The sequence below is a fragment of the Paenibacillus bouchesdurhonensis genome (assembly GCF_900155685.1).
In the GTDB taxonomy this organism is placed as follows: domain Bacteria; phylum Bacillota; class Bacilli; order Paenibacillales; family Paenibacillaceae; genus Fontibacillus; species Fontibacillus bouchesdurhonensis.
The window spans coordinates 346095-366209 of record NZ_LT732547.1 but is presented as its reverse complement, the minus strand read 5'-3'; the positions used below and the strand labels follow the sequence as shown (position 1 = coordinate 366209).

The 20115-nt window shown below is 44.4% G+C and carries 12 protein-coding genes; 2 read left to right on the top strand and 10 right to left on the bottom strand.

What is annotated here, in order from left to right; genetic code table 11:
• Nucleotides 1-333: 333 nt before the first annotated feature.
• Entirely contained in the window at nt 334-1632 is a 1299-nt protein-coding gene (gene melA / locus CZ379_RS01645) for an alpha-glucosidase/alpha-galactosidase (RefSeq protein ID WP_110930006.1), read from the bottom strand.
• 192 nt (nt 1633-1824) lie between these two features.
• Here melA and CZ379_RS01640 point away from each other — a divergent pair, with 192 nt between their 5' ends.
• On the top strand, nt 1825-2676 hold the full coding sequence (locus CZ379_RS01640; protein WP_110930005.1) for an AraC family transcriptional regulator: 852 nt from the start codon (nt 1825-1827) through the stop codon (nt 2674-2676).
• A 130-nt stretch (nt 2677-2806) separates the two neighbouring features.
• Here the strand turns inward: CZ379_RS01640 and CZ379_RS01635 are convergent, their stop codons facing one another.
• From CZ379_RS01635 to CZ379_RS01620, 4 genes are all read right to left on the bottom strand, one after another.
• Nucleotides 2807-5551, bottom strand: a complete 2745-nt coding sequence (locus tag CZ379_RS01635) for an amidohydrolase family protein (RefSeq protein WP_110930004.1) — start codon at nt 5549-5551, stop codon at nt 2807-2809.
• Nucleotides 5551-8316, bottom strand: coding sequence for a hypothetical protein (locus CZ379_RS01630; RefSeq protein WP_110930003.1), 2766 nt, complete (start codon nt 8314-8316; stop codon nt 5551-5553). The genes CZ379_RS01635 and CZ379_RS01630 overlap by 1 nt, the downstream gene beginning before the upstream one ends.
• 357 nt (nt 8317-8673) lie before the next feature.
• On the bottom strand, nt 8674-9804 hold the full coding sequence (locus CZ379_RS01625) for an RDD family protein (protein WP_199925400.1): 1131 nt from the start codon (nt 9802-9804) through the stop codon (nt 8674-8676).
• 116 nt (nt 9805-9920) lie between these two features.
• Nucleotides 9921-10805, bottom strand: coding sequence for an AraC family transcriptional regulator (locus CZ379_RS01620; RefSeq protein WP_110930001.1), 885 nt, complete (start codon nt 10803-10805; stop codon nt 9921-9923).
• Between the two features lie 231 nt (nt 10806-11036).
• Here CZ379_RS01620 and CZ379_RS01615 point away from each other — a divergent pair, with 231 nt between their 5' ends.
• Nucleotides 11037-12644 (top strand): glycoside hydrolase family 43 protein, encoded by a 1608-nt coding sequence (locus CZ379_RS01615; protein WP_110930000.1) that lies wholly within the window; start codon nt 11037-11039, stop codon nt 12642-12644.
• Between the two features lie 1469 nt (nt 12645-14113).
• Here the strand turns inward: CZ379_RS01615 and CZ379_RS01610 are convergent.
• From CZ379_RS01610 to CZ379_RS01590, 5 genes are all read right to left on the bottom strand, one after another.
• A complete protein-coding gene (locus CZ379_RS01610; RefSeq protein ID WP_110929999.1) occupies nt 14114-14998 on the bottom strand; it encodes a carbohydrate ABC transporter permease in 885 nt (294 codons plus the stop codon).
• A gap of 13 nt (nt 14999-15011) precedes the next feature.
• A complete protein-coding gene (locus tag CZ379_RS01605) occupies nt 15012-15893 on the bottom strand; it encodes a carbohydrate ABC transporter permease (protein ID WP_110929998.1) in 882 nt (293 codons plus the stop codon).
• A gap of 113 nt (nt 15894-16006) precedes the next feature.
• Entirely contained in the window at nt 16007-17338 is a 1332-nt protein-coding gene (locus tag CZ379_RS01600) for an extracellular solute-binding protein (protein WP_110929997.1), read from the bottom strand.
• 109 nt (nt 17339-17447) lie between these two features.
• Nucleotides 17448-18236 carry a response regulator gene (locus CZ379_RS01595; protein WP_110929996.1) on the bottom strand — a complete coding sequence of 263 codons (789 nt, stop codon included), beginning with the start codon at nt 18234-18236 and terminating at the stop codon, nt 17448-17450.
• On the bottom strand, nt 18233-19987 hold the full coding sequence (locus CZ379_RS01590; protein ID WP_110929995.1) for a cache domain-containing sensor histidine kinase: 1755 nt from the start codon (nt 19985-19987) through the stop codon (nt 18233-18235). The genes CZ379_RS01595 and CZ379_RS01590 overlap by 4 nt, the downstream gene beginning before the upstream one ends.
• Nucleotides 19988-20115 lie beyond the last annotated feature (128 nt).

Sequence of the window (20115 nt, the reverse complement as noted above, 5' to 3'; positions counted from 1 at the left end):
TTTCCTTTTAGCGGCCACCATATATTCTCCGCAAAAAGGACTTCCCCATATCCATGCCCTCTTTCCAGTCTGCTCCTTCGCTCACCGATTCGACGACTCAAATGATCTTGAATAAAAGCTGTGTGCGCTTCCACAAAAGTCATCATCTGAGATAACTCCCCTCCAATCAAACTAGTAAAATAAAAAACGACTTGGAAAATAAAAAAAACGCCCCCAAACCACGCAATGGTGATTGAAGACGTTCCTCGTCATTTTGACCAAATAATAACAAACCTTATCAAGTACCGTCAATAGCAATAGCTAGAATCGAATAAAGGGTAGCATTAATCTCTTCTATTTGAACTTCGGCAGCCAATCTCCATGAGCCTCGATCAGGTCATCGCACATGGCAACGATATCATCGATTGAAAGCTCAGCCGCCGTGTGTGGATCAAGCAGCGCTGCATGGTAGATATGCTCCTTCTTCCCGGTGACGGCTGCTTCGATGGTGAGCAGCTGCGTGTTGATATTCGTCCGGTTCAAAGCGGCAAGCTGCGGCGGCAGAGCTCCGACGTAGGTCGGCGTTATGCCTGAGGCATCGACCAGACAAGGCACTTCTACGCAAGCTTCCTGCGGGAGATTAGTTATAAGCCCCGTGTTCATCACGTTTCCGCCGATTTTGTATGGCCGGTTCGTCTCCATGGCCTCCATAATGTACGAGGCATATTCCAGGCTGCGGGTATGCTCGATATTTTTGCTGGCAAAGAGCTTCTCGCGCTGCTCCTTCCAGCCTTCAATCTGCTCAATACAGCGCCGTGGATATTCGTCCAACGGAATGTTAAAACGCTCGATCAGCTCAGGATAATTGCGTTTAATGAAATACGGATGATACTCCGCATTATGCTCTGATGATTCCGTTACATAGTAGCCAAAGCGCAGCATCAGCTCAAAGCGGATCATATCATGGTGGCTCTCCTTCTGCTTCTCAGCGGCAAGCTTACGAATTTCCGGATACAGATCCTTTCCGTCGCGCTTGACTTCCAGCAGCCAGGCCATATGATTGATTCCTGCGATCTTCGTCTCCAATCCCTCTTCGCTCAAGCCTAGTGCTCCGAACAGCTCGGGAATGCATTTCTGCACGCTGTGGCATAGCCCCACCGTCTTAATGCCGCCAGCCGTATTCATCACATTCGTCAGTACCGCCATCGGGTTCGTGTAGTTCAGGAACCAGGCATCTGGACATACCTCCTGCATATCCTTGGCGAAATCAAGCATGACTGGAATCGTCCGCAGGTTGCGGAAAATGCCGCCAATCCCCAAGGTATCGGCAATTGTCTGCCGCAGGCCGTATTTTTTTGGTATCTCAAAATCTGTTATCGTACACGGGTCATATCCCCCCACCTGGATCGCGTTAATGACATATTTTGCACCCCGGAGCGCCTCTTTGCGGTCGCTGTAAGCCTTTACAACGCAGGTGCTGCCTAGCGATGCTTTGAGGCTGTTCAACAGATTTTCCGAATCTCTTAGCCGCTCCATATCGATATCGTACAAAGCGAGCTCAAAGCCCTGCAATGATTCTGTCAGCATGACATCTCCGAGAACATTTTTGACAAAAACCGTACTTCCTGCGCCCATAAATGTAATTTTCGCCATTGCTTTATCGCCTCCACTATTCGTTAAAATGTACCTTAACTATAAGCGCAAAGCTGAAGGATGAACATGGCTCTTTCCCGCTAAAACATGTCATAATCCCATTTAATAATTCGTATACTTCGTTTATCTCCTATATGGAACCTGTTATAATGCAAATAGCATAGATGTGTACAGCCAGGAGGGAAAGCAAAGGTGAGCCGCATCGATATTGTTCACTTTAACGAGACGTTCCAAAATCAGATGGATTTGAATTTACTGTTCTTCGGCATGGAGGAATGCTTGTCTGGGCATGCATGGGGTCCCGGCCTGCGGGACTGCTACATTATTCATTATGTCCATGAGGGTTCCGGGCGCTTCCGCATTGATGACCGAACTTATGAACTGACTAGAGGCCACGGCTTTCTCATTCCACCGGAGACCTTAGTCTATTACGAAGCCGATGCCCAATGTCCATGGACATATTCTTGGATCGGATTCAGGGGGCTTCATGCCAAATCATTATTGCAGAGAGCCAATCTATTTCCTGCAAGCCCTGTATTCTACTCGAACAGCCCTGTATTCGAAGCTTTTTACGATGACCTGGCCCGAGCTCGTTCGGAGCGCGGCGGAGATGTGCTGATTCAGAGCATCCTTTACCGAGTTATGGCCGAACTGATTGCCTGCTCGCCGCCGGATTTGGCCACGGAGAAGAAGACCTCATACCCTAAGGAAGTCTATGTACGCAAAGCGATCGAATGGATCGAAAGCAGCTACAGCCAGAAGATCAGCGTCATGGACATCGCCCGTTCCGTCGGGCTGGATCGAACCTATTTATCCGGACTATTCAAAGCGCAATTCGGCGTATCTTTGCAAACCTTTTTGCTGGAATATCGCATGAACCGTGCCGTGGAGCTGCTCCGCAATCCTGATCTTAGCGTCAGCGACGTATCCCGCTCGGTCGGTTATACCGACCCGTTCCTGTTCTCGAAGATGTTCAAGAAGGTGATTGGCCAGTCGCCCCGAGCCTCCAGGAAACGCAAGGAGAACCAAGCTTATCCCAAATAAAAAAGACTCCCCCTCGTAATCTTCATCAGATCGGAAGGGGGATTGTTATTGCCTTAATCCAAAAGACCAACGTTCTTAATAACATATTTTTTGCTGCTCTGTTAACACTCACGATATCGTATACATGATGCTATCCATCACAATAAAAGGGATCCTCCAAAGCAGAAATTGTCGTCTCCAGTGCATAAATATAATCCTGATTGCTAGTATTTCCACGAATAAAAGACGTGTCCATTCCCGACTTTCTGAGCTTTTCTATCCATATGAGAGCTGCTTCCTTACCAATACCTTGTTTTAGCATCCCATAGTACAAGTAAGCAATTTCATTGCTGACATTCGTATTAAACACCATAGGATCGTCAGAATTAATATTGACCATAATATTAGACAATTCACTATTGTCAGGGGATTGAATTCTAAACAACTGATTACCGAAGATAGAATCTATTTCTCCAATAGCCTCATTTGACGATGGATTCACCTCAATGACAATACCAGATTTTGATATTTTTTGAATCAGATAGTTTTGCATATCCACGGACATGCTCTCCTCAACATCTGTCGTATTAACATAAACTGGCTCTGTCATACGTTCCAAATACCGCTTGCAGTGGTAAGCCAAAAACAGATTCTCCTGACCCCATATATGTACGTTATGTGCATCTGGAGCATCTTTTGTTCTAATGGTAGAACAACTATATTTATTATCAGTTATAAGGCTTTCAATTTCATTTCGGATAGCTTTAAATCTTCTTTGGTATACTTCATACAATAACGGGATCGTTAAGGCAGTAGTAACTTGAAAAATCTCTTTAGCCACCTCATAAATGCGTTGCTCCAGATAAACATATGTTCTAGAATCTAAGCCTGTAGACTTACTGTAAACTCCCCAAATCCAAAGCAAATTATCTAAATATTCACCTCGCGGCAAAACGACAACTGGATTCTTAGACACCCAATCCTTTACATTGACGCCAAGCGCAATGCCGTGGCCAATTCGATCCCCAGAATGGAACTTGCAGTAGCTTATAACCTCATCCATTCGTCGAAGTCCTGAGTTGATATGTCTAAAATCTTCACCTGCATGAAAAGTAAAAAACAAGCTTTGATTTTTCATGATGTAGCCATCACGGTTAACAACCCTAATCGAATCATATTGGCTGTCTCTCGCCTCCGCAAAAACGGGGGAAAAGACTTGAACTGGCGTATTATTTTCAAGACTAGCCGCATCAATACCGACAATAAAGTTAGTAAGAAGCGGAATCCTCTTGCGCAGACTTTGTAGTATTTCAATCTGTCTTAAATAAGTCTGCTGTATTTTCCCATAATGAAGATTTTCTATCGTATGATCTCTATGCGCTTCATATAAGCTCCAGCATTTCTCAATATCGTCAGCTTGCTTAATAAGATGGTATATGATTCCGATTCGAGGAAAGTCACTATTTAAATCCTTGCCAAGACCATAGTCTTCTTTCAAAATATCATGATAGGATTGGAGTATACTGAGAATAGTCTTCCTATTTTGACCTTCACTTTTTTGTAAGGATAGACGGAGCTCCACCATCTTAAGGTATGAATTCTGAAATAGAGTACGAAGCAGCATTTTGTAATAATTCTTTCCTTTGCTGAAGCCGTCTGTTGCTCGATCAAAATACCCCCTAAAAAAATCAAGCCCCTGGATCGATGTCGCCTGGGTTACTTGCTGATAAAACTCATTTTTGATAGCAGCATATTTAAAGAATACTCTAAAAAACTGTTCAAAATGATTTTTCATAACGATCGATTGCGAGGTAGATTCCTTGTATTTCATGACCATTTGCAGGAATATATTTTCTCCATAGGTTTTAATATGCTTGTCCCGCCGAATAATAGAATATATAAAGTCATGATCTCTGTCTCCATCATACAGACCAATGGTTTTCTTAACTTCCTCAATAATTTCCTGCAAGCAGCTAACATTCTCAAATTCGTTTTTCTGACCTGTCAAAATAGAATGAATCGAATGCAGAAGGCTGGAGGATTGGCCAAACATGGTTTTTAACCATTTGAATAATTCAATATCGGTGCCTTCATCCAAATATAACACCATAATCATTCTTAACAATTGGGCGGTCAAGATATACTCATATACCTTTGTAGATGTAGCTAGATGATTGGTCTCAAACCTTCTCAAATAATCCGTTGCCTGCTTATCATTCATGACCGATTCCCATAGAATAGAGAAATTAAAGGCAGCAGTCGCATGAATATGATTTTCTGCAACTCCACGCTCTAGCACATCATGCAATGGGGCATCAGCTAAATTGACATGCTGATAGAAGCCATCCAGTTGGATCGGGTCATATATACTATTGATGGAATAATGAACAGCCACTAGGATATCCATAGGGATAAACCGACTAATGGAATGAAAAAAATGTACTTTATCTTGTTCTTTATACTCGCTTAGAAAATCATCGAATTTTCTTTTTTTGTGCCCCTTCATCCCACTCTTCCAATATTTGAATATGATTTCACCGTCACGATGAGAAATTAGCGATTCGGAAAACTCCTCTAAAATATTGAAATAATGTTGATATAGATCATACTCCACATGCTGTGGTCGGTTAGTTTGAGTAGCACATAGCATGGGATGAAATTTGGCCATTAATAAATTTATTTCATCCAGGCTATTTGGAGAACACTTGAGTAAAATATTTTTGTGCAGTTTTTGAACCATTCGATTCCGATTCTTCTTTTTCTCCGCTTCTTTAATGCTACTATCAGTATTCAGCGTATCTGATAGAACCTGAAGGATTTCCTCTTGCCCATAAAACTCCAGATCCTTAAAAGGGAAAGTAGCTACGTGTATCAGTAAATTAATTTTATTAAGCATCAGTTTTCATCATCTTCCAGTGACATGTCGAATTCTGCCAATGACTCTTCTATATTTCCCCGGATTACATCGTAAGCATTTTTGAGCATAACACTCATGTCCTTTTTTGCCTTCTCAAATTCAATATCTGTTTTAATCGATAAATTGCTGCCTTTATAGTACTTTGCCAGTTCTTGCAGAAATGGTATTTCATTTCCCGCAAAAAAGTCAGACTCAATATATGCCGTTCTTTTTATAACAGCAAGGAAACGAATCGCCTCGTACTGTCCATACCACACACGATTATTTTTGGACAATTTATCAATTTCCTTATACAGAGATATAAATTCTTCAATTTTTATATAATTATTCATGGAATCAATTTGGTTTAATTTAATTATCCGGGATATTTCTCTCTTTACACGGGTGTACTTTGTATTTTCTCCATTCTCCCCGTTAATAAATTTCGAATACTCATCCTTAAATTCCCTTGTTATACCTACAACAATATATGAACTGCTTAACCGTTCATATAATAAATCACCTAATTTATTTACACTAGCATCCAGCATTCTTAATAAACTGACAGAAAGGTTCTTATTCTCATTAAAATTCCTATTAATTTTCAACATCATTCTATATTCTTTTGATAATAAATCTTCATGTATTAAGGTACCGTACACATCCTTATTTTTTTTACTATCATTATTTTTGTCTATATCCAAAATATTACTTAGCTGAACTAGTGTGTTTATAAATAACTCTCTCTTAATATATAAGTCCTTCGCCTTCACGCGTTCATCAGGAGCAGTTGATTTATCGACTTCAACGCGAAATTTACTCAGGAGCTTATCAAACATTCTTTCTGTAAGTGAATATTCTGCTGAAACAGCACAAATATCATTTAGGAAATTTATGCTCTCATTTACTTCATTGATTTTGAAACTATGCGATTGTTCATACAAATCAATCAAAAAGTTCTCGTCCTCAACACTGAGCTTATATATACTCATAAATATGAATCGATCCTTTTCATACCGCTCTGGAGAATGATGGTATTCATAATAATATGACTCTCCACTAGCTCGTGACAGATATTCAAGTAGCAAAAGAGCGCTTCGAGGTTTAGTATGAATAAGAATACCTCGTACAATGCGATAGAGCGGATACCGCCATTTGTTCGCATGTTTAATGAAGCTGCTATTATCATTAGCAGCGTTTCTTTTATCGCTTTCCGAAAGTGCTAGTTCATGAAACAACACCTTTTTCATTCCAGAAAATGCGGCCTCATCATAACGAATCTTTGGAAGATGCTCTTTGATAATCTCACCCATAATCAGTAACTCTAGTTGTAGAGTATCTGTTTCGTAATCAATATACGAGCTTTCCTGATTACTTCCCCAGCGTATAAGCTTATCCATAAATTGCTGCTGATCAACAATGAGTTCTCCCGAAGATAGAATGATCGTGTCTATAAGCGCTTTTATATGTATAAATTTAATTTTTTCCTGTTCCTCAGGGGTTGAGTCCAAATATTGAGCACTCGACAAAATCTGATTGATTTGATGGATATGATAATAGACATTGACCAGTCCGCGAGCTTTTTTATCAAAAATTGCAAAGCTATTCTTGATAGGCAGCAAACTACCTTTAGAAATTTCTTTAGAGATATCATGATAGCCAAATATTTGATTATTCCTCATGAGTAATTGCAATTGAGAGGCTAACGTTATTTCCCCAAATGCAAATTGAGGGATAGTTTCCATATTCCAATTGACCAACTGATGTCTACGTGCAGGAGGAATGATTTTCTTCAAATATTCATGAGACAGCTCCAATTTACGTTCAAGAATTGTAATGTCTTCCTCCTCCCCCAAGCTTCGATTCTCTCTTTCACGTAGTTTTGTATTAGGAGAAAGCTGACTTAAACTCAAATTTTCATCATGAAGCAAAGCGATTGTAAAGGACTCCACCAAAATGTTGTAATCACCAGACAACACAGTTACCACGTTTGGATGGTTTGCATATTGAAGGAGGGAATCTACGAGTTCCCGACATTTGGTCGTTTTCAAATCGATATCATCAATAAAAATAAAAAGCAATACTTCCTTTTCTATTTTGTACAATTTTTTCTGAGTAGCCACAATTTCATCAATAAGAGCAAGCAGTTTCTTTTTAAATTTTATATCTGGAATAAGAAGGCGGGATGACTTATTGATATGTGTCGCAAGATCATCATAATTCTGACTAAGCAGCGTGCGATATTGACTCTCCGTATATAAGTGATATTCAATAAGCTCATCCATTTTCTGTCGTAGTACATTGTTATCCTTAAGTACACAATTGTTATAGAAATGATTAAGTTCCTCAATCTCATTACCATTTTGTTTTCGTATTTCTGTAAGAAGGTCATTAACCGTTTCCTTCAATAGCCCAACTATAGATCCCATAATTTTTGTGTTTTCCCCAAAATTATCAGGTTCAATAATAGGGAGAAGGATGTTTTCCTCCCCCCTTTTTCCCTCCAATAAATATTCCTGAACGGTATAAATTGCTGAAGTTTTCCCCGTTCCTCTGGAGCCGAATACACCAATCGTATTATTGCTTTCCTTTTTTACTATGTCGGAATTTTTGTTAGAGGCGAACTGTTGCGCGGTAGATCTTATATGATCAATTTGCTCTTTGAGCAAATCATATGTAGGCATAATCATATAAATTTGATCTTTCAGCGGCCTAGCTCCTATGTAAATGTCGAGATTCTCATCTTGTTTATAGGTCTGAGACATCACAAAAACACTCTCCTAAACAATTATGTATTCTATTAAGGGCTATAAACTCTTGACTTTTTTGGTACTTTTAATACTTAACGTCTTATATCGAAACCGCGAAGATCCCCACGGCTTCCAATGTTTATTTAATTCACCATAACTGTTAGTTCCTTCAATTCTATAAACTTAATAATTCTACATCCTCCTAAATTCTCCTGCTCAAATCAACACAATTTTAGTACATATAGCCTATGACAAATATACCAACCCATATCTCTTACGAAAACAAATCATTCTTTAATATTCATACGAAATAAACCCCCATTTCAATTGGAGGTTTATGAATATAACATATATCATAGATACAAATTCAACTTATGGATCTACTTCCCTAAACGTTGCTATGGCTGCACGGAGCTCAGCCCCGTATTTCTCATAATTCCTTACGTCCATGATAGCGGTAACTTCATGAAAATGTTCCGAGGTCTCCACATAACCCGCGATATACATATAAGGTTCTCCATCAATAGTCTGCTGATAAGTCATCTCATATCCGAGTCCACTGTCTACGGCGAATTTCCTCTCCTGAAAACCAGATGTCACATTATCGCGCAGCAGATCCTGCATCTCTAGATAAAAATCCTCCAAAGTATGCTCCGTTCCTATCTCCTCTTTGGAATACGTGAATACGACGATATGTCTCGTGTTTAACGCATTGGATAACGCTAAATTGGCGCCGAGCTCAGCCGCCCCCGAAGAATCACGCTTCAGGCTGCTTCGATCCATGATCTGAAACTTACCATCTTCACTCATATGTATAACAGTTTTGGGTTGGGTTTCAGGATAACCGGTTGTCGTCCAAGCAATTACGTTCGGCACTGCCGCAAATAAAATAATGGTAAAAAATATAACGGCTAATGTCATCTTCGTTCTACGACTTGGCGGCTTTATAGCGTGCGAATCGGCTACTTTTATTACATATGTATTTGCTGCCATATCTCCTAACCGCTGCTTCTTCTTCGTCACCAAAGCACAAATCCCGGCTGGCAAGCCGCCTAATAGTCCAGGGTTCGTATCTACAATCCTCAGTAACGTTCGTATAAGGGATTTTACAAATCCGGGAGGCCTTCCGTCCTCACGCACAACCTGAATACGCAGGATGTATTTACCAGCCGTATGGCCGGTAAAGCCCTCCAGCAGCAGATAATACAGCAGAGTGAATCCGAGAACGAGGTAAAACAGAATATTGCTATTAAAAAAGATAGCTGTACCGTATAAGCCTGCCAAAACTAGAACATCTAGTATCGTAGCAGCCCAGCGCCTAAAAACAATGGATGAACTATAGCTGTACACGATCAGTTCTGGAACGGAAGGGAATGTACCACCCGGTTGGACTGGAAAGCCCGTATACTTCCCCCATGGAGGAGGCCCCGAGGAATTTGAACTGAGGTTAGAACTTGCGCTTTCGTCTGTCACTGATGCATTTGTAATTGAAGTTTGATCCAAAGATAAAATCACTCCTTACTTTATAAATAAATCCCTGCTTATAGGCTCAAACTGTAAGGAGTATATGTTATATTTTTACTTCTGTAAATGTTATACCCAAAATTAGACATTAAGACCTATGTGTGAAAACGAGCGCGAAAACTGCTTGGCGATTCACCAGTCCAGCGCTTAAACTGGCGGCTGAAATGAGCAATGTTTTTGTAACCAAGCCTGCTGGAAATATCCTCGATCGTCAGCTCGGGATCCATGAGCAGCAGCTTGGACTTTTTCAGCATTAAGTTGGACATATATTGACGAGGCGATACGCCGAATACAGATGTGAACATCCGATTGATGGAAGACGTACTATAGCCTACCGCCGCAGCGATCGACTCGATCGTCTCCATTTCCCGTCCCTCTCTGCTCCCATCCGCAGTCTCATCCACAGCTTGCTCCAGCAGGGCAGCCACCTGAGATGCAGTATGCGACATTCGTGACGGAGGCCCATCTCCAACCCGTTTGCTAAGCGTTCCGCTCATTCCTGCAAAAAGCTCGAATATTGCCGAAAGGGCTGCCATACGGGATTCGACGCGGACGACCGCCTCCTCCGACGTCAATGCAATCAGTTTATCGAGTGCAGGCCGAATCGTAGACGCCAATTCGCTTTCCGAGGCATGATAGCAGGCCTCTTTACGATATAGTAGCTCGCGAAACGCTATCTCATCGACGTCAAAGTGCAAGCAATAATACGTCATTTCTTCACCGCCGAGCACTCGGCTTTCATGAACATCGTCAGGCCCCAGCAAAAGGAGATCACCCGGCCGTTGCACATATACTGTCCGGTTCACGATCATTTCCTGCGTACCCGAAAGGACTAAATTCACCTCAAATAGCGGATGCTTATGCGAGGGGAACTTCCAATCCGGGTCAACTGTTCGCCAGTGGGCTGCAAACACGCGAAAGGTGGACTCCATGTCGGGAAGCATCATTTCTCTTCGTATGCGCTCCATTTTTACCTCCATTTTTCGTGCCCCCTTTTGGATAATAAATGCTAACATTCAACTTGATCGATTTGGATAAATATCAACATGCAATGGATATGGGATCATCCAAGTAACATTGATACAATATAGTTATTATAACATGGATAGAACCCTGACATCCTTCAAAAGGAAATGGGTAATTTATCTTTGTGAACCTCAATTCAAGCTCCCACTTTTTTAAAACAAATAACATGTTAAAGGAGAAGAAGCATGGCTACAATTCAAAACCCGATTTTGACAGGCTTTAATCCAGACCCTAGCATTTGCCGCGTAGGCGAGGACTATTATATTGCTGTATCCACCTTTGAATGGTTCCCCGGCGTGGGCATTTACCACTCGAAGGATTTGAAGAACTGGAGATTGGTCACCAGACCATTGAATCGCCTGAGCCAGCTCAACATGATGGGGAATCCGGACTCCGGCGGGATTTGGGCACCTCAGTTGTCCTACGCTGATGGTCAATTCTGGCTGATTTACACCGATGTTAAAGTAACAGACGGACAATGGAAGGATTGCCATAACTACCTCGTTACCTGCGACACGATCGACGGCGAATGGTCAGAGCCGATTTACTTGAACAGCTCGGGCTTCGATCCTTCGTTATTCCATGATGAAGACGGGAAAAAGTACTTGGTCAACATGCTGTGGGATCAGCGTGTCGGTCACCACAGCTTCTACGGCATCGTGCTCCAAGAATATAGTGCCAGCGAGCGGAAGCTGGTCGGCGACAGAGAGATTATTTTTAAAGGAACCGATATCAAGCTGACGGAAGCGCCACACCTATATAAATTAAATGGATATTACTACCTGCTTACGGCTGAAGGCGGCACCAAGTATGACCACTGCGCTACGATTGCCCGTTCCAAAAACTTACGTGGCCCTTACGAAGTACATCCAGAGAACCCGCTTATCTCGTCGTTCTCCGTACCGCGTAATCCGCTGCAAAAGGCTGGACATGCTTCGATCGTGCAGACGCATACCGACGAATGGTTCCTCGTTCACTTAACGGGAAGACCGCTGTCCCGGGAAGGTCAGCCGCTGCTTGATCCTCGCGGTTTCTGCCCACTTGGCAGAGAGACAGCTATTCAGCGCCTGGAATGGAAGAATGACTGGCCATACGTTGTGGGCGGCAACCAGCCTTCCCTGCAAATCGAAGGGCCTAACATTCCGGAAGTAAAATGGGAGCCGGACTTCCCGGAGAAGGACGATTTTGACAGCGACAAGCAGAATCTGCACTTCCAAAGCTTACGGATTCCGCTGGGCGACAATATTGTATCGCTAACCGACAAGCCAGGGCATCTGCGCCTGTACGGTAAAGAATCGCTGACATCCAAATTTACGCAGGCATTCATTGCGAGACGCTGGCAGCATTTCAATTTCACTGCGGAAACGAAGGTAGCGTTCAATCCAACAACCTTCCAGCAGTCGGCAGGATTAGTGAATTACTATAACACGCAGAACTGGACTTCCTGCCAAATCTCCTGGAACGAAGACAAGGGAAGAATTCTGGAACTCGTCGTTTGCGACAACTTTACGTTCTCTGCCCCGCTGCAAGGCAATGAAATCGCAGTTCCTGCGGATGTTGAATATGTGTACTTGCGCGTAGATGTAGAAACAGATGTGTACCGTTACTCCTACTCCTTCGATGGAGAGGATTGGACTGTCATCCCGGTCAACTTCTATTCTTATAAGCTGTCCGACGATTACATCCAAGGCGGAGGGTTCTTTACAGGAGCATTCGTAGGCATGCAATGCCAGGATACCTCCGGCCAGAACGAGCCAGCCGACTTCGACTATTTCATTTACAAGAACAATTAATTTAATGACAGGCCGCGTCAGGGACAGGGTATCCCAAACGCGGCCTGTTGTTGTGATTGCTCGTTGCTTGTACACCGCTTGTACGCTGTCATCCGTTGCTTGTTCGTTGCTCGTACGCTGCTTGTGTGTCGCTTGTATATTGCTTGTACACCATTTGTACGCTGTCCGTCCGTTGCTTGTTCGTTGCTCGTACGCTGCTTGTGTGTCGCTTGTATATTGCTGCGATTAACTACACTAATATTCCCTGTATGCCGATATCTTCCCGCAACAGGGCCGACTACCAGCATGCCGAACAACAATTCGGCGCCCTGAGGCGTTCTTGCGGTACATCGATTGGCATCTGGGCTGCTCTACTGAATCCTAACGGATACAGATAACGTTATTGTTGCAAAACAAAGCTTTTTACAACTTTAACGGATCTCAGAGCCGCTATTCGCCCTTAATCATCCTATTTTCAGGGTGGTTAGGCTCAATAAGGGCTACGGCATCCGTTAGATCTATAAATCCGCGCATTATGGAGCAATAGCGGAACTTATAACCGTTAGCAAGCTGCGCTCTTAGTATTGGATACCTCACTGCCGCTCTATACCACACTGCTACTGTTTCGTGCATTCATCTAGAACATTACAACTTACTGCTCGCAGCAGTTTACACTGTATAGCCCACATTCATCCCTATGTTAATCCGCTCCCCAAGAGAATAAAGAGCCTAGGGCTCGCCCCAGGCTCTTTATTCAGCTGTAGATGTAACAATATCTTATTCAAACCTCCAGCTTTTCCCTATCTCTCTCTAACCTAGGTTTGTCAAGCTCTTCTGACCACCCGACACGATTGCTTGAACGCTGGTTGCTTCTTCATTTGCTCGTGCAGCAAAATGGCTTGCGCATTGCTCGGACGTGGCTTGTCATTGCTCGTACCTGGCCTCTGCGTTGCACGGACATGGACTTGTCATTGCGCGTACCTGGCCTCTGCGTTGCACGGACATGGACTTGTCATTGCGCGTACCTGGCCTCTGTGTTGCACAGACATGACCTTGTCATTGCTCGTACCTGGCCTCTGCGTTGCACGGACATGGACTTGTCATTGCGCGTACCTGGCCTCTGTGTTGTACACGGACATGGACTTGTCATTGCTCGTACCTCGCCTCTTCGTTGCACGGACATGGACTCTGCGTGGCTCGGACGCTATATGCCTCCGTACAAAACTTAACGAGCTCTTAGTATGCCTTAACACTACTTACCGCACTTTTATAGCCTCAACACTACTTACCCCACCTTTATAACCTCAGCACAACTATGTGAACCTGCACCTAGCATTGCGCCGAATCCCGGCGGTAGTTCGAATGCATATTGGCTCATGTGGCCGACCGACCGCCGTCATACAGCAAAACACCGCGCACTAGAAGCTGCGCGGTGTGAAATAACTCTACGGTAGTTGGAATGCATATCGCTCAAATCTGCCGATTTCAACTTAGCCCTTAACCGATCCAGCAGCGATCCCTTCCACAATCTTGTCGCTAAGGAACAGGAAGGTGATCAGAATCGGCAGAATGCTAATCATAAGCGTAGCACCGATGGCACCCCAATCCGTCGTATATTGACCGATGAAGTTCTGAACGCCGACCGTCAAGGTCTTGTAGATATCCGAGCTGATGAACGTATTTACGAAAATAAATTCGTTCCAGTTATAAATCATGTTGATAATGGCCGTCGTCGCCAGTACGGAGCTGGTCATCGGGAGCACGATTCGTGCGAACATTCGGTTCACAGAGCACCCGTCGATCACCGCTGCCTCCTCTACTTCACGCGGCAAAGCATAGTAAAAGCCAAGCAAAATCATGATCGTAATGGGCATATTGAATGCAACATATGAAAATATAAGCGATAACGGATGATCCGTTAAACCAATTTTGTTATATATGCTAAACAAAGGAATAAGCGTCGAGTGAACGGGAATCATCATCGCGACCATGAAGAGGCCCAGTACGAAAGAGCTTCCCTTCCACTTCATTCTCGTCACGGCATACGTGACCAGGCTGCCCAGAATGACCGTCAGCGCGGTCGCCAGCACGGTAACCCATACGCTGTTCAAGAAGTACACATTGATATTCCCCGCACTCCATACCTTTGAATAGTTCTCCCATTTAGGATCCATAGGGAGCGAGAAAGGCGGGAGGTTGAACACTTCCTGATTATTTTTTAGCGAGAAGAACAACAGCCATACTAGCGGCAGCACTTGAAGAACTGCCACAAGAATCAAAATAATATACAATAGACCATAACCTAGTTTGCGTCCAAGGGTTGCCCCTGAGCTAGCCGGCCCGCCCTGAAGCTGTCCCGCGGTTCCAGATATCATGAAGCGTCCCTCCTTAGGAATATTGAATGGTATCTTTAGTAGCGGTTAATTTACGAATAATCCACGTAATGATAAGACAAATCACAAGCAGGAAGAAACCGATCGCGCTACCGTAGCCGAAATCATGGGCTCGGAAAGCTACGCGATACATGTAGGAGGCCATAACCTCACTGGCTCCGTTAGGTCCTCCATCGGTCATGACGTAAATCAGGTCGAAGTATTTCAGTGACCCGACTACGGCAAGAACGATCGTCACCTTGATCACTTCCATCGCAAGCGGAAGCTTGATTTTCCAGGCGATTTGCAGTGCATTGGCACCGTCGATCTTCGCCGCCTCCTCAAGGGATGCCGGAATATTCTTCAGAGCTGCATAGTAGATCAAAATATAGAAACCTGCATATTGCCACAGAATCGGAATAAAAAGAGCAGGCAATACCAATGATGTCTCTGCGAGCCATGCAGGAGGATTAGCGAAACCAATAGATTCCAAGAAGCTGTTTACAATCCCGTTTGTCGGGTGGTAAATTTTAAGCCACAATTGCGCGATCGCAACCGATGACAACAGCATCGGAATGAGATAAATTTTACGAAACAGGTTCGCCCCCTTAATACGGGTAGCAAGAACCATAGCTACAGCTAAATAAATAACGAGGCTAAGTGTGGAGAACAAAGCTAGCAGAAGCGAGTGCCAAGCACTACTCCAGAATGCGCTATCCTTCGCTAGAGCCAGATAGTTTTCCATGCCGATGAATTCCATGGCACTGATTCCATTCCACTTATTCAATCCGTAGTAGCCGGTAAGTAGGATTGGAATGTAAACGACGCCTAAAATGAGTAGCAGTGATGGCAGTACATAGAGTGCAATTATCTTTTTATTTGAGAGCACCTTGTCCACGTTGTCCGACTCCTTTCCTTCATAGTCGTTTTCTCCTTGAGAAAAGACTATCCGGCAATGCTGCCGGATAGATCCAATCATCCTGTTGCAAAAATGTCTTTGAAACGAAGCTATTATTGTCCTTTGGCAATTGCCGCGTCATGCTCTTCCGAGAATTTCTCCGGTGTTACCGCTTTGCCAAAGAGAGCCTGGATCATGTTAAGGTGTGTCTCTGCCGCGTTCGCTGGCATTTGAACGTCTGCAAACAACGTGATGCTGCTTGCTTGATTCATTTCATTAAACAGGTCGATGTACAATTGTGGCAACTCTAGGTTGGACGTATCTACCTTCGTAGCCGGAATAACACCTGCGCCAGTTACGGATTGCTCACCCCATTTAGTAACAAAGTATTCTACAAATTTCTTGGCTTCATCCTTCACTTTGGAGTTCTCAGCCACGAACAAGCCTACGCCTGGTCCGCCAACCCAGCTGTTGATGTCGCCTTTGCCGCCTTCGATGGTCGGGAATTTGAAGAAACCAACACTGTTACGGAACTCCAACGGAATTTCCTCATTCGTTGTGAAGTTCGGAAGATCCCAGGAACCCATCATATACATTGCCGCTTTTTCATTCAGGAACTCAGACTTCGCCTCTTCATTGGACAAGCCGTTGAAGCCTTTCACAAATGCGTTGCTGTCAACCAAAGCCTGAACCTCGGCGCCTGCTTTCAGCAATCCTTCATCCTTGAAGGAGGCTGAGCCGCTAATCGCGTTAGCGAGCGTTTGCTGTCCTGCAATCCGGTCAGCCATGTACATGTACCATAGGGAGCCCGTCCACCGATCCTTGTTGCCCAGTGCAATTGGTGCTACCCCGTTATCAGACAGCGTTTTCACAACTTCTTTAAATTGTTCGTACGTTTGTGGAACTTCAAGATTGTATTTCTCAAAAATCGCTTTATTGTAATACACCGGCGCAATATTAAACTCTAGTGGAAGCGCATACGTTTTTCCGTCAATATTATATGCCTCAGTCGTTCCGGCAACGAATTTTCCATTCAATTCGCCACTCAGCAGATCATCCACCGGAGCAAATAAATTGCCTTCCACATAAGGCTGCAAGAATCCCGCTGCCCAGGTTACACCTACATCAGGCAGCTCGTTAGATGCGGAAAGTACTTTTAGTTTGTTCTTGTACTGCTCGTTATCCAACACTTCTTGCTTGATTTTCACGTTAGGGTTCTCGTTCTGATATTCCGTAATGATTTGGTTCACGATTTTGTTCTGACCAGCGGACACGCCTTCAGGCCATAGGTGCATGAAGCTAACTGTAACTTGTTCGCCGCCTTTGCCTTCGCCGCCCCCCTGAGAGGTATCGCCAGCGTTATTTCCTTTCGAACCGCAGCCTCCTAAGACCAAAGCCAGACACAATGACGTTAATAGCAGCATCGTCCATTTTTTCTTGAACACGTTTACAACCCCTTTTCTACGAATGCTAGCGGTTTCATTCCGCTTAATTAAATTGTAACAATGGTGTGATCATACCGTAATGATAGAGGGATTGGGATTTATGCCATTATTATTGGATAATGTCCGCCGAATCATTCACTCTGCTCCTATATTGCCCTGGACTCACCTGTTCGAGCTCACGAAACACTTTCACGAAGTACCTTGCTGTCTGATATCCGACCCTTTCAGCAATTTCAGCGATAGGGAGCGTCGTCGTTGTCAGCAGCACTTTCGCCCGCTGGATTCTCTGCTTCGTCAAATATTCGCTAAAGGTAAGCCCGGTCTGTTCCTTGAACAGCACGCTGAAATAGCTGGCGTTCATGTGAAGATGATCGGCCAGATCGCGCATGGATACCGATTCATGCAAATGTTCGTCCAAATAACGAATCGCCTCCCGCACGGGAGTGCTGTAAACATTCTCGTGCTCCATCGTCTCCATGAGCTTGGGGTCGACCAGCTTCTCCATCCGTTCAATCCGGTGGATCTTCTCCTCCCGTTGGAGTGCAAGCTCAACGGCCTGAACGAGCTTGGCCTTATCCAGCGGCTTCAATAAATACTCAATCACGCCAAATTTCAGCGCCTTTTGCGCATAGTCGAATTCAGGATGACCGGAAATCACGATGACGACCGGAGGATTCTTCATATCCTCCAGTCTCTCAATAAGATCGAGCCCGCCGATTTCGGGCATCCGTATATCGGTTACGAGCAGATTGGCCTCGTGCTCCTCCAGCCATGCCAAAGCCTCCACGCCGCTGGACGCTGTCTCAATGCGGTAACGCCCCGAGGACCATGCCTCTAAGGTTTTGCGAACCCCTTCTCTTGTCCTCGGTTCATCATCTACGATTAGAATCGTCTTCATGGCTTATTGTCACTCCCATATTCATTCGGTATTTCAAAGGCTATCGTCGTTCCTTGCCCCTTCTCGCTCCTGATTTCAAGCCCGTCAGCCTCAGAGTCATAGCTCAGCCTTAGTCTCCTTTCCACGTTGACCATCCCGATGCCATGCCCTTTAGTAGCACTTACATGCCCTTTTCTCATAACGGCATATAAGGAACGAAGCTTCTCCTGATCCATTCCCGACCCGTCATCCGCTACGGTAATCCGGGTAAACCCGGGTCTGCTGCTAGGCTCTGCCCGCAATACAACCGTTCCAGGGCCGACCCGCTGCTCTACACCATGCAGGATAGCGTTCTCAACTAGCGGCTGGATCAGCAGCTTAGGTACGGGTACTCGACGGCAGTCCTCGTCTGCCTCAATTCGCCATGATAATCTGTCCACCATGCGCATCTCCATAATCTTCAAATATCTTTCCGCATGATCCAATTCATCTCCGAGCGTGACCCATTCATCCTCATCCGTTTTATTGATGACATAACGGAATAGGCCGGACATCGCCACGACAATTTGAGCCAGCTCCTCCTCCCCTTTATCTTCCAGTTCCCAGTAGAATGCTTCTAGAGTATTAAAAAGAAAGTGCGGGTTAATCTGAGCCTGGAGCGCCTTCAATTCCGTACGGCTCTGGATGATTTCCTTCTGGTAGACAACTTCAATCAGCTCGTTCAGATCGACGACCATTTGGTTGTATGAATTGTTGAGCTCATTGATCTCCATCGTCGTTGACGTAATAGGACTTGGCTTCAGCGTGCCAAATCGAGCACCCCGCATCGCCTTAATCAGATTCAAAATGGGCCGCGTAATCATCGTGGATAGAATAAAGGTAAATATCAGAAAGAGCAAGCCGCCAACTACACCGGATACGAGAATATTCGTACGGAGCACAGAAATCCCCTCGGTAACATAATCCATGGGCGTCAAAATCGCGAGCGTCCAGTCTGTAGCCTCAGACTGCTTCTGAATTGCAATATACCCTTTGCCGCCAATCGTAATGCTTTCGCCGACATGACTGAGGAGCATCTTCGAATCTACCTCTGCTGGAAAATCGGAGAATATTGTTCTCCCGCTTTTATCAAACAGTCCCATCGATTCGCGCATTTCGCTCTCCGACGTTGCATCCGTAAGCTCAAAGTAGCTTTTCTCAATATGAACCATTAAATACCCGGCATGCGAAAAGGACTTATCGATTAATCGAATGCTGCGAATCGCGATAACGCCATCTGGATTCTGAGGATCAAGGCCAAACCATACCAGTCGGCCCATTTCCTCGTCTACCCGCTCAATCCATTCACTGGAGGCCCGTTCGGTCAATCTAAAGTCATCCAGCGGCAGCAGCCTTTTGAAATCAGCCGTATATAACTCAAGCGAGCGTATGCCGGTCGCATAGGCTTCATATTTACGCACCTCCTGCTGAAGCAGCTGGCGATCTCCAAAGCTGATTGGCACGCCCATCGTTTCCTCGGTGAGCAAGCGCTGGGTCGTTGCACTCATTGCAACCTGGGCTGTAAGCGTATTGATTTGCTGCAACAAGGCATCCAGCTTCCCTGTCGCCTGAACGGCCGTTTGCTGAATATGCTTCTCAGCGTTGTTACGCAACAATATCGATACTTGATCGAACGTAAAAAAACTGACTGAAGCGAGTACGATGATCATCACCAGCATAAAGCCAAGAAAGATTTGGTTGCGCAACGTGTTGATCCGGATAAACTTTGACAATGACTACACATCCTTCGTCACAGCGTTGTAGAAATTACTATACACAATTATCTAAAACTGTAGGCCCAAAAAGTCAAGCTTCCAATCCTAAAGTCCCGAGCGTCCAAAAAAAATAGCTCCAGTCGTTC

What these genes read in the sequence shown, in the direction of transcription:
- CZ379_RS01630 (WP_110930003.1), bottom strand. Translation starts at nt 8,316, where the DNA reads ATGTCTCAGACCTATAAACAAGATGAGAATCTCGACATTTACATAGGA.
- CZ379_RS01635 (WP_110930004.1), bottom strand. Translation starts at nt 5,551, where the DNA reads ATGCTTAATAAAATTAATTTACTGATACACGTAGCTACTTTCCCTTTT.
- CZ379_RS01615 (WP_110930000.1), top strand. Translation starts at nt 11,037, where the DNA reads ATGGCTACAATTCAAAACCCGATTTTGACAGGCTTTAATCCAGACCCT.
- CZ379_RS01620 (WP_110930001.1), bottom strand. Translation starts at nt 10,805, where the DNA reads ATGGAGGTAAAAATGGAGCGCATACGAAGAGAAATGATGCTTCCCGAC.
- melA (WP_110930006.1), bottom strand. Translation starts at nt 1,632, where the DNA reads ATGGCGAAAATTACATTTATGGGCGCAGGAAGTACGGTTTTTGTCAAA.
- CZ379_RS01595 (WP_110929996.1), bottom strand. Translation starts at nt 18,236, where the DNA reads ATGAAGACGATTCTAATCGTAGATGATGAACCGAGGACAAGAGAAGGG.
- CZ379_RS01610 (WP_110929999.1), bottom strand. Translation starts at nt 14,998, where the DNA reads ATGATATCTGGAACCGCGGGACAGCTTCAGGGCGGGCCGGCTAGCTCA.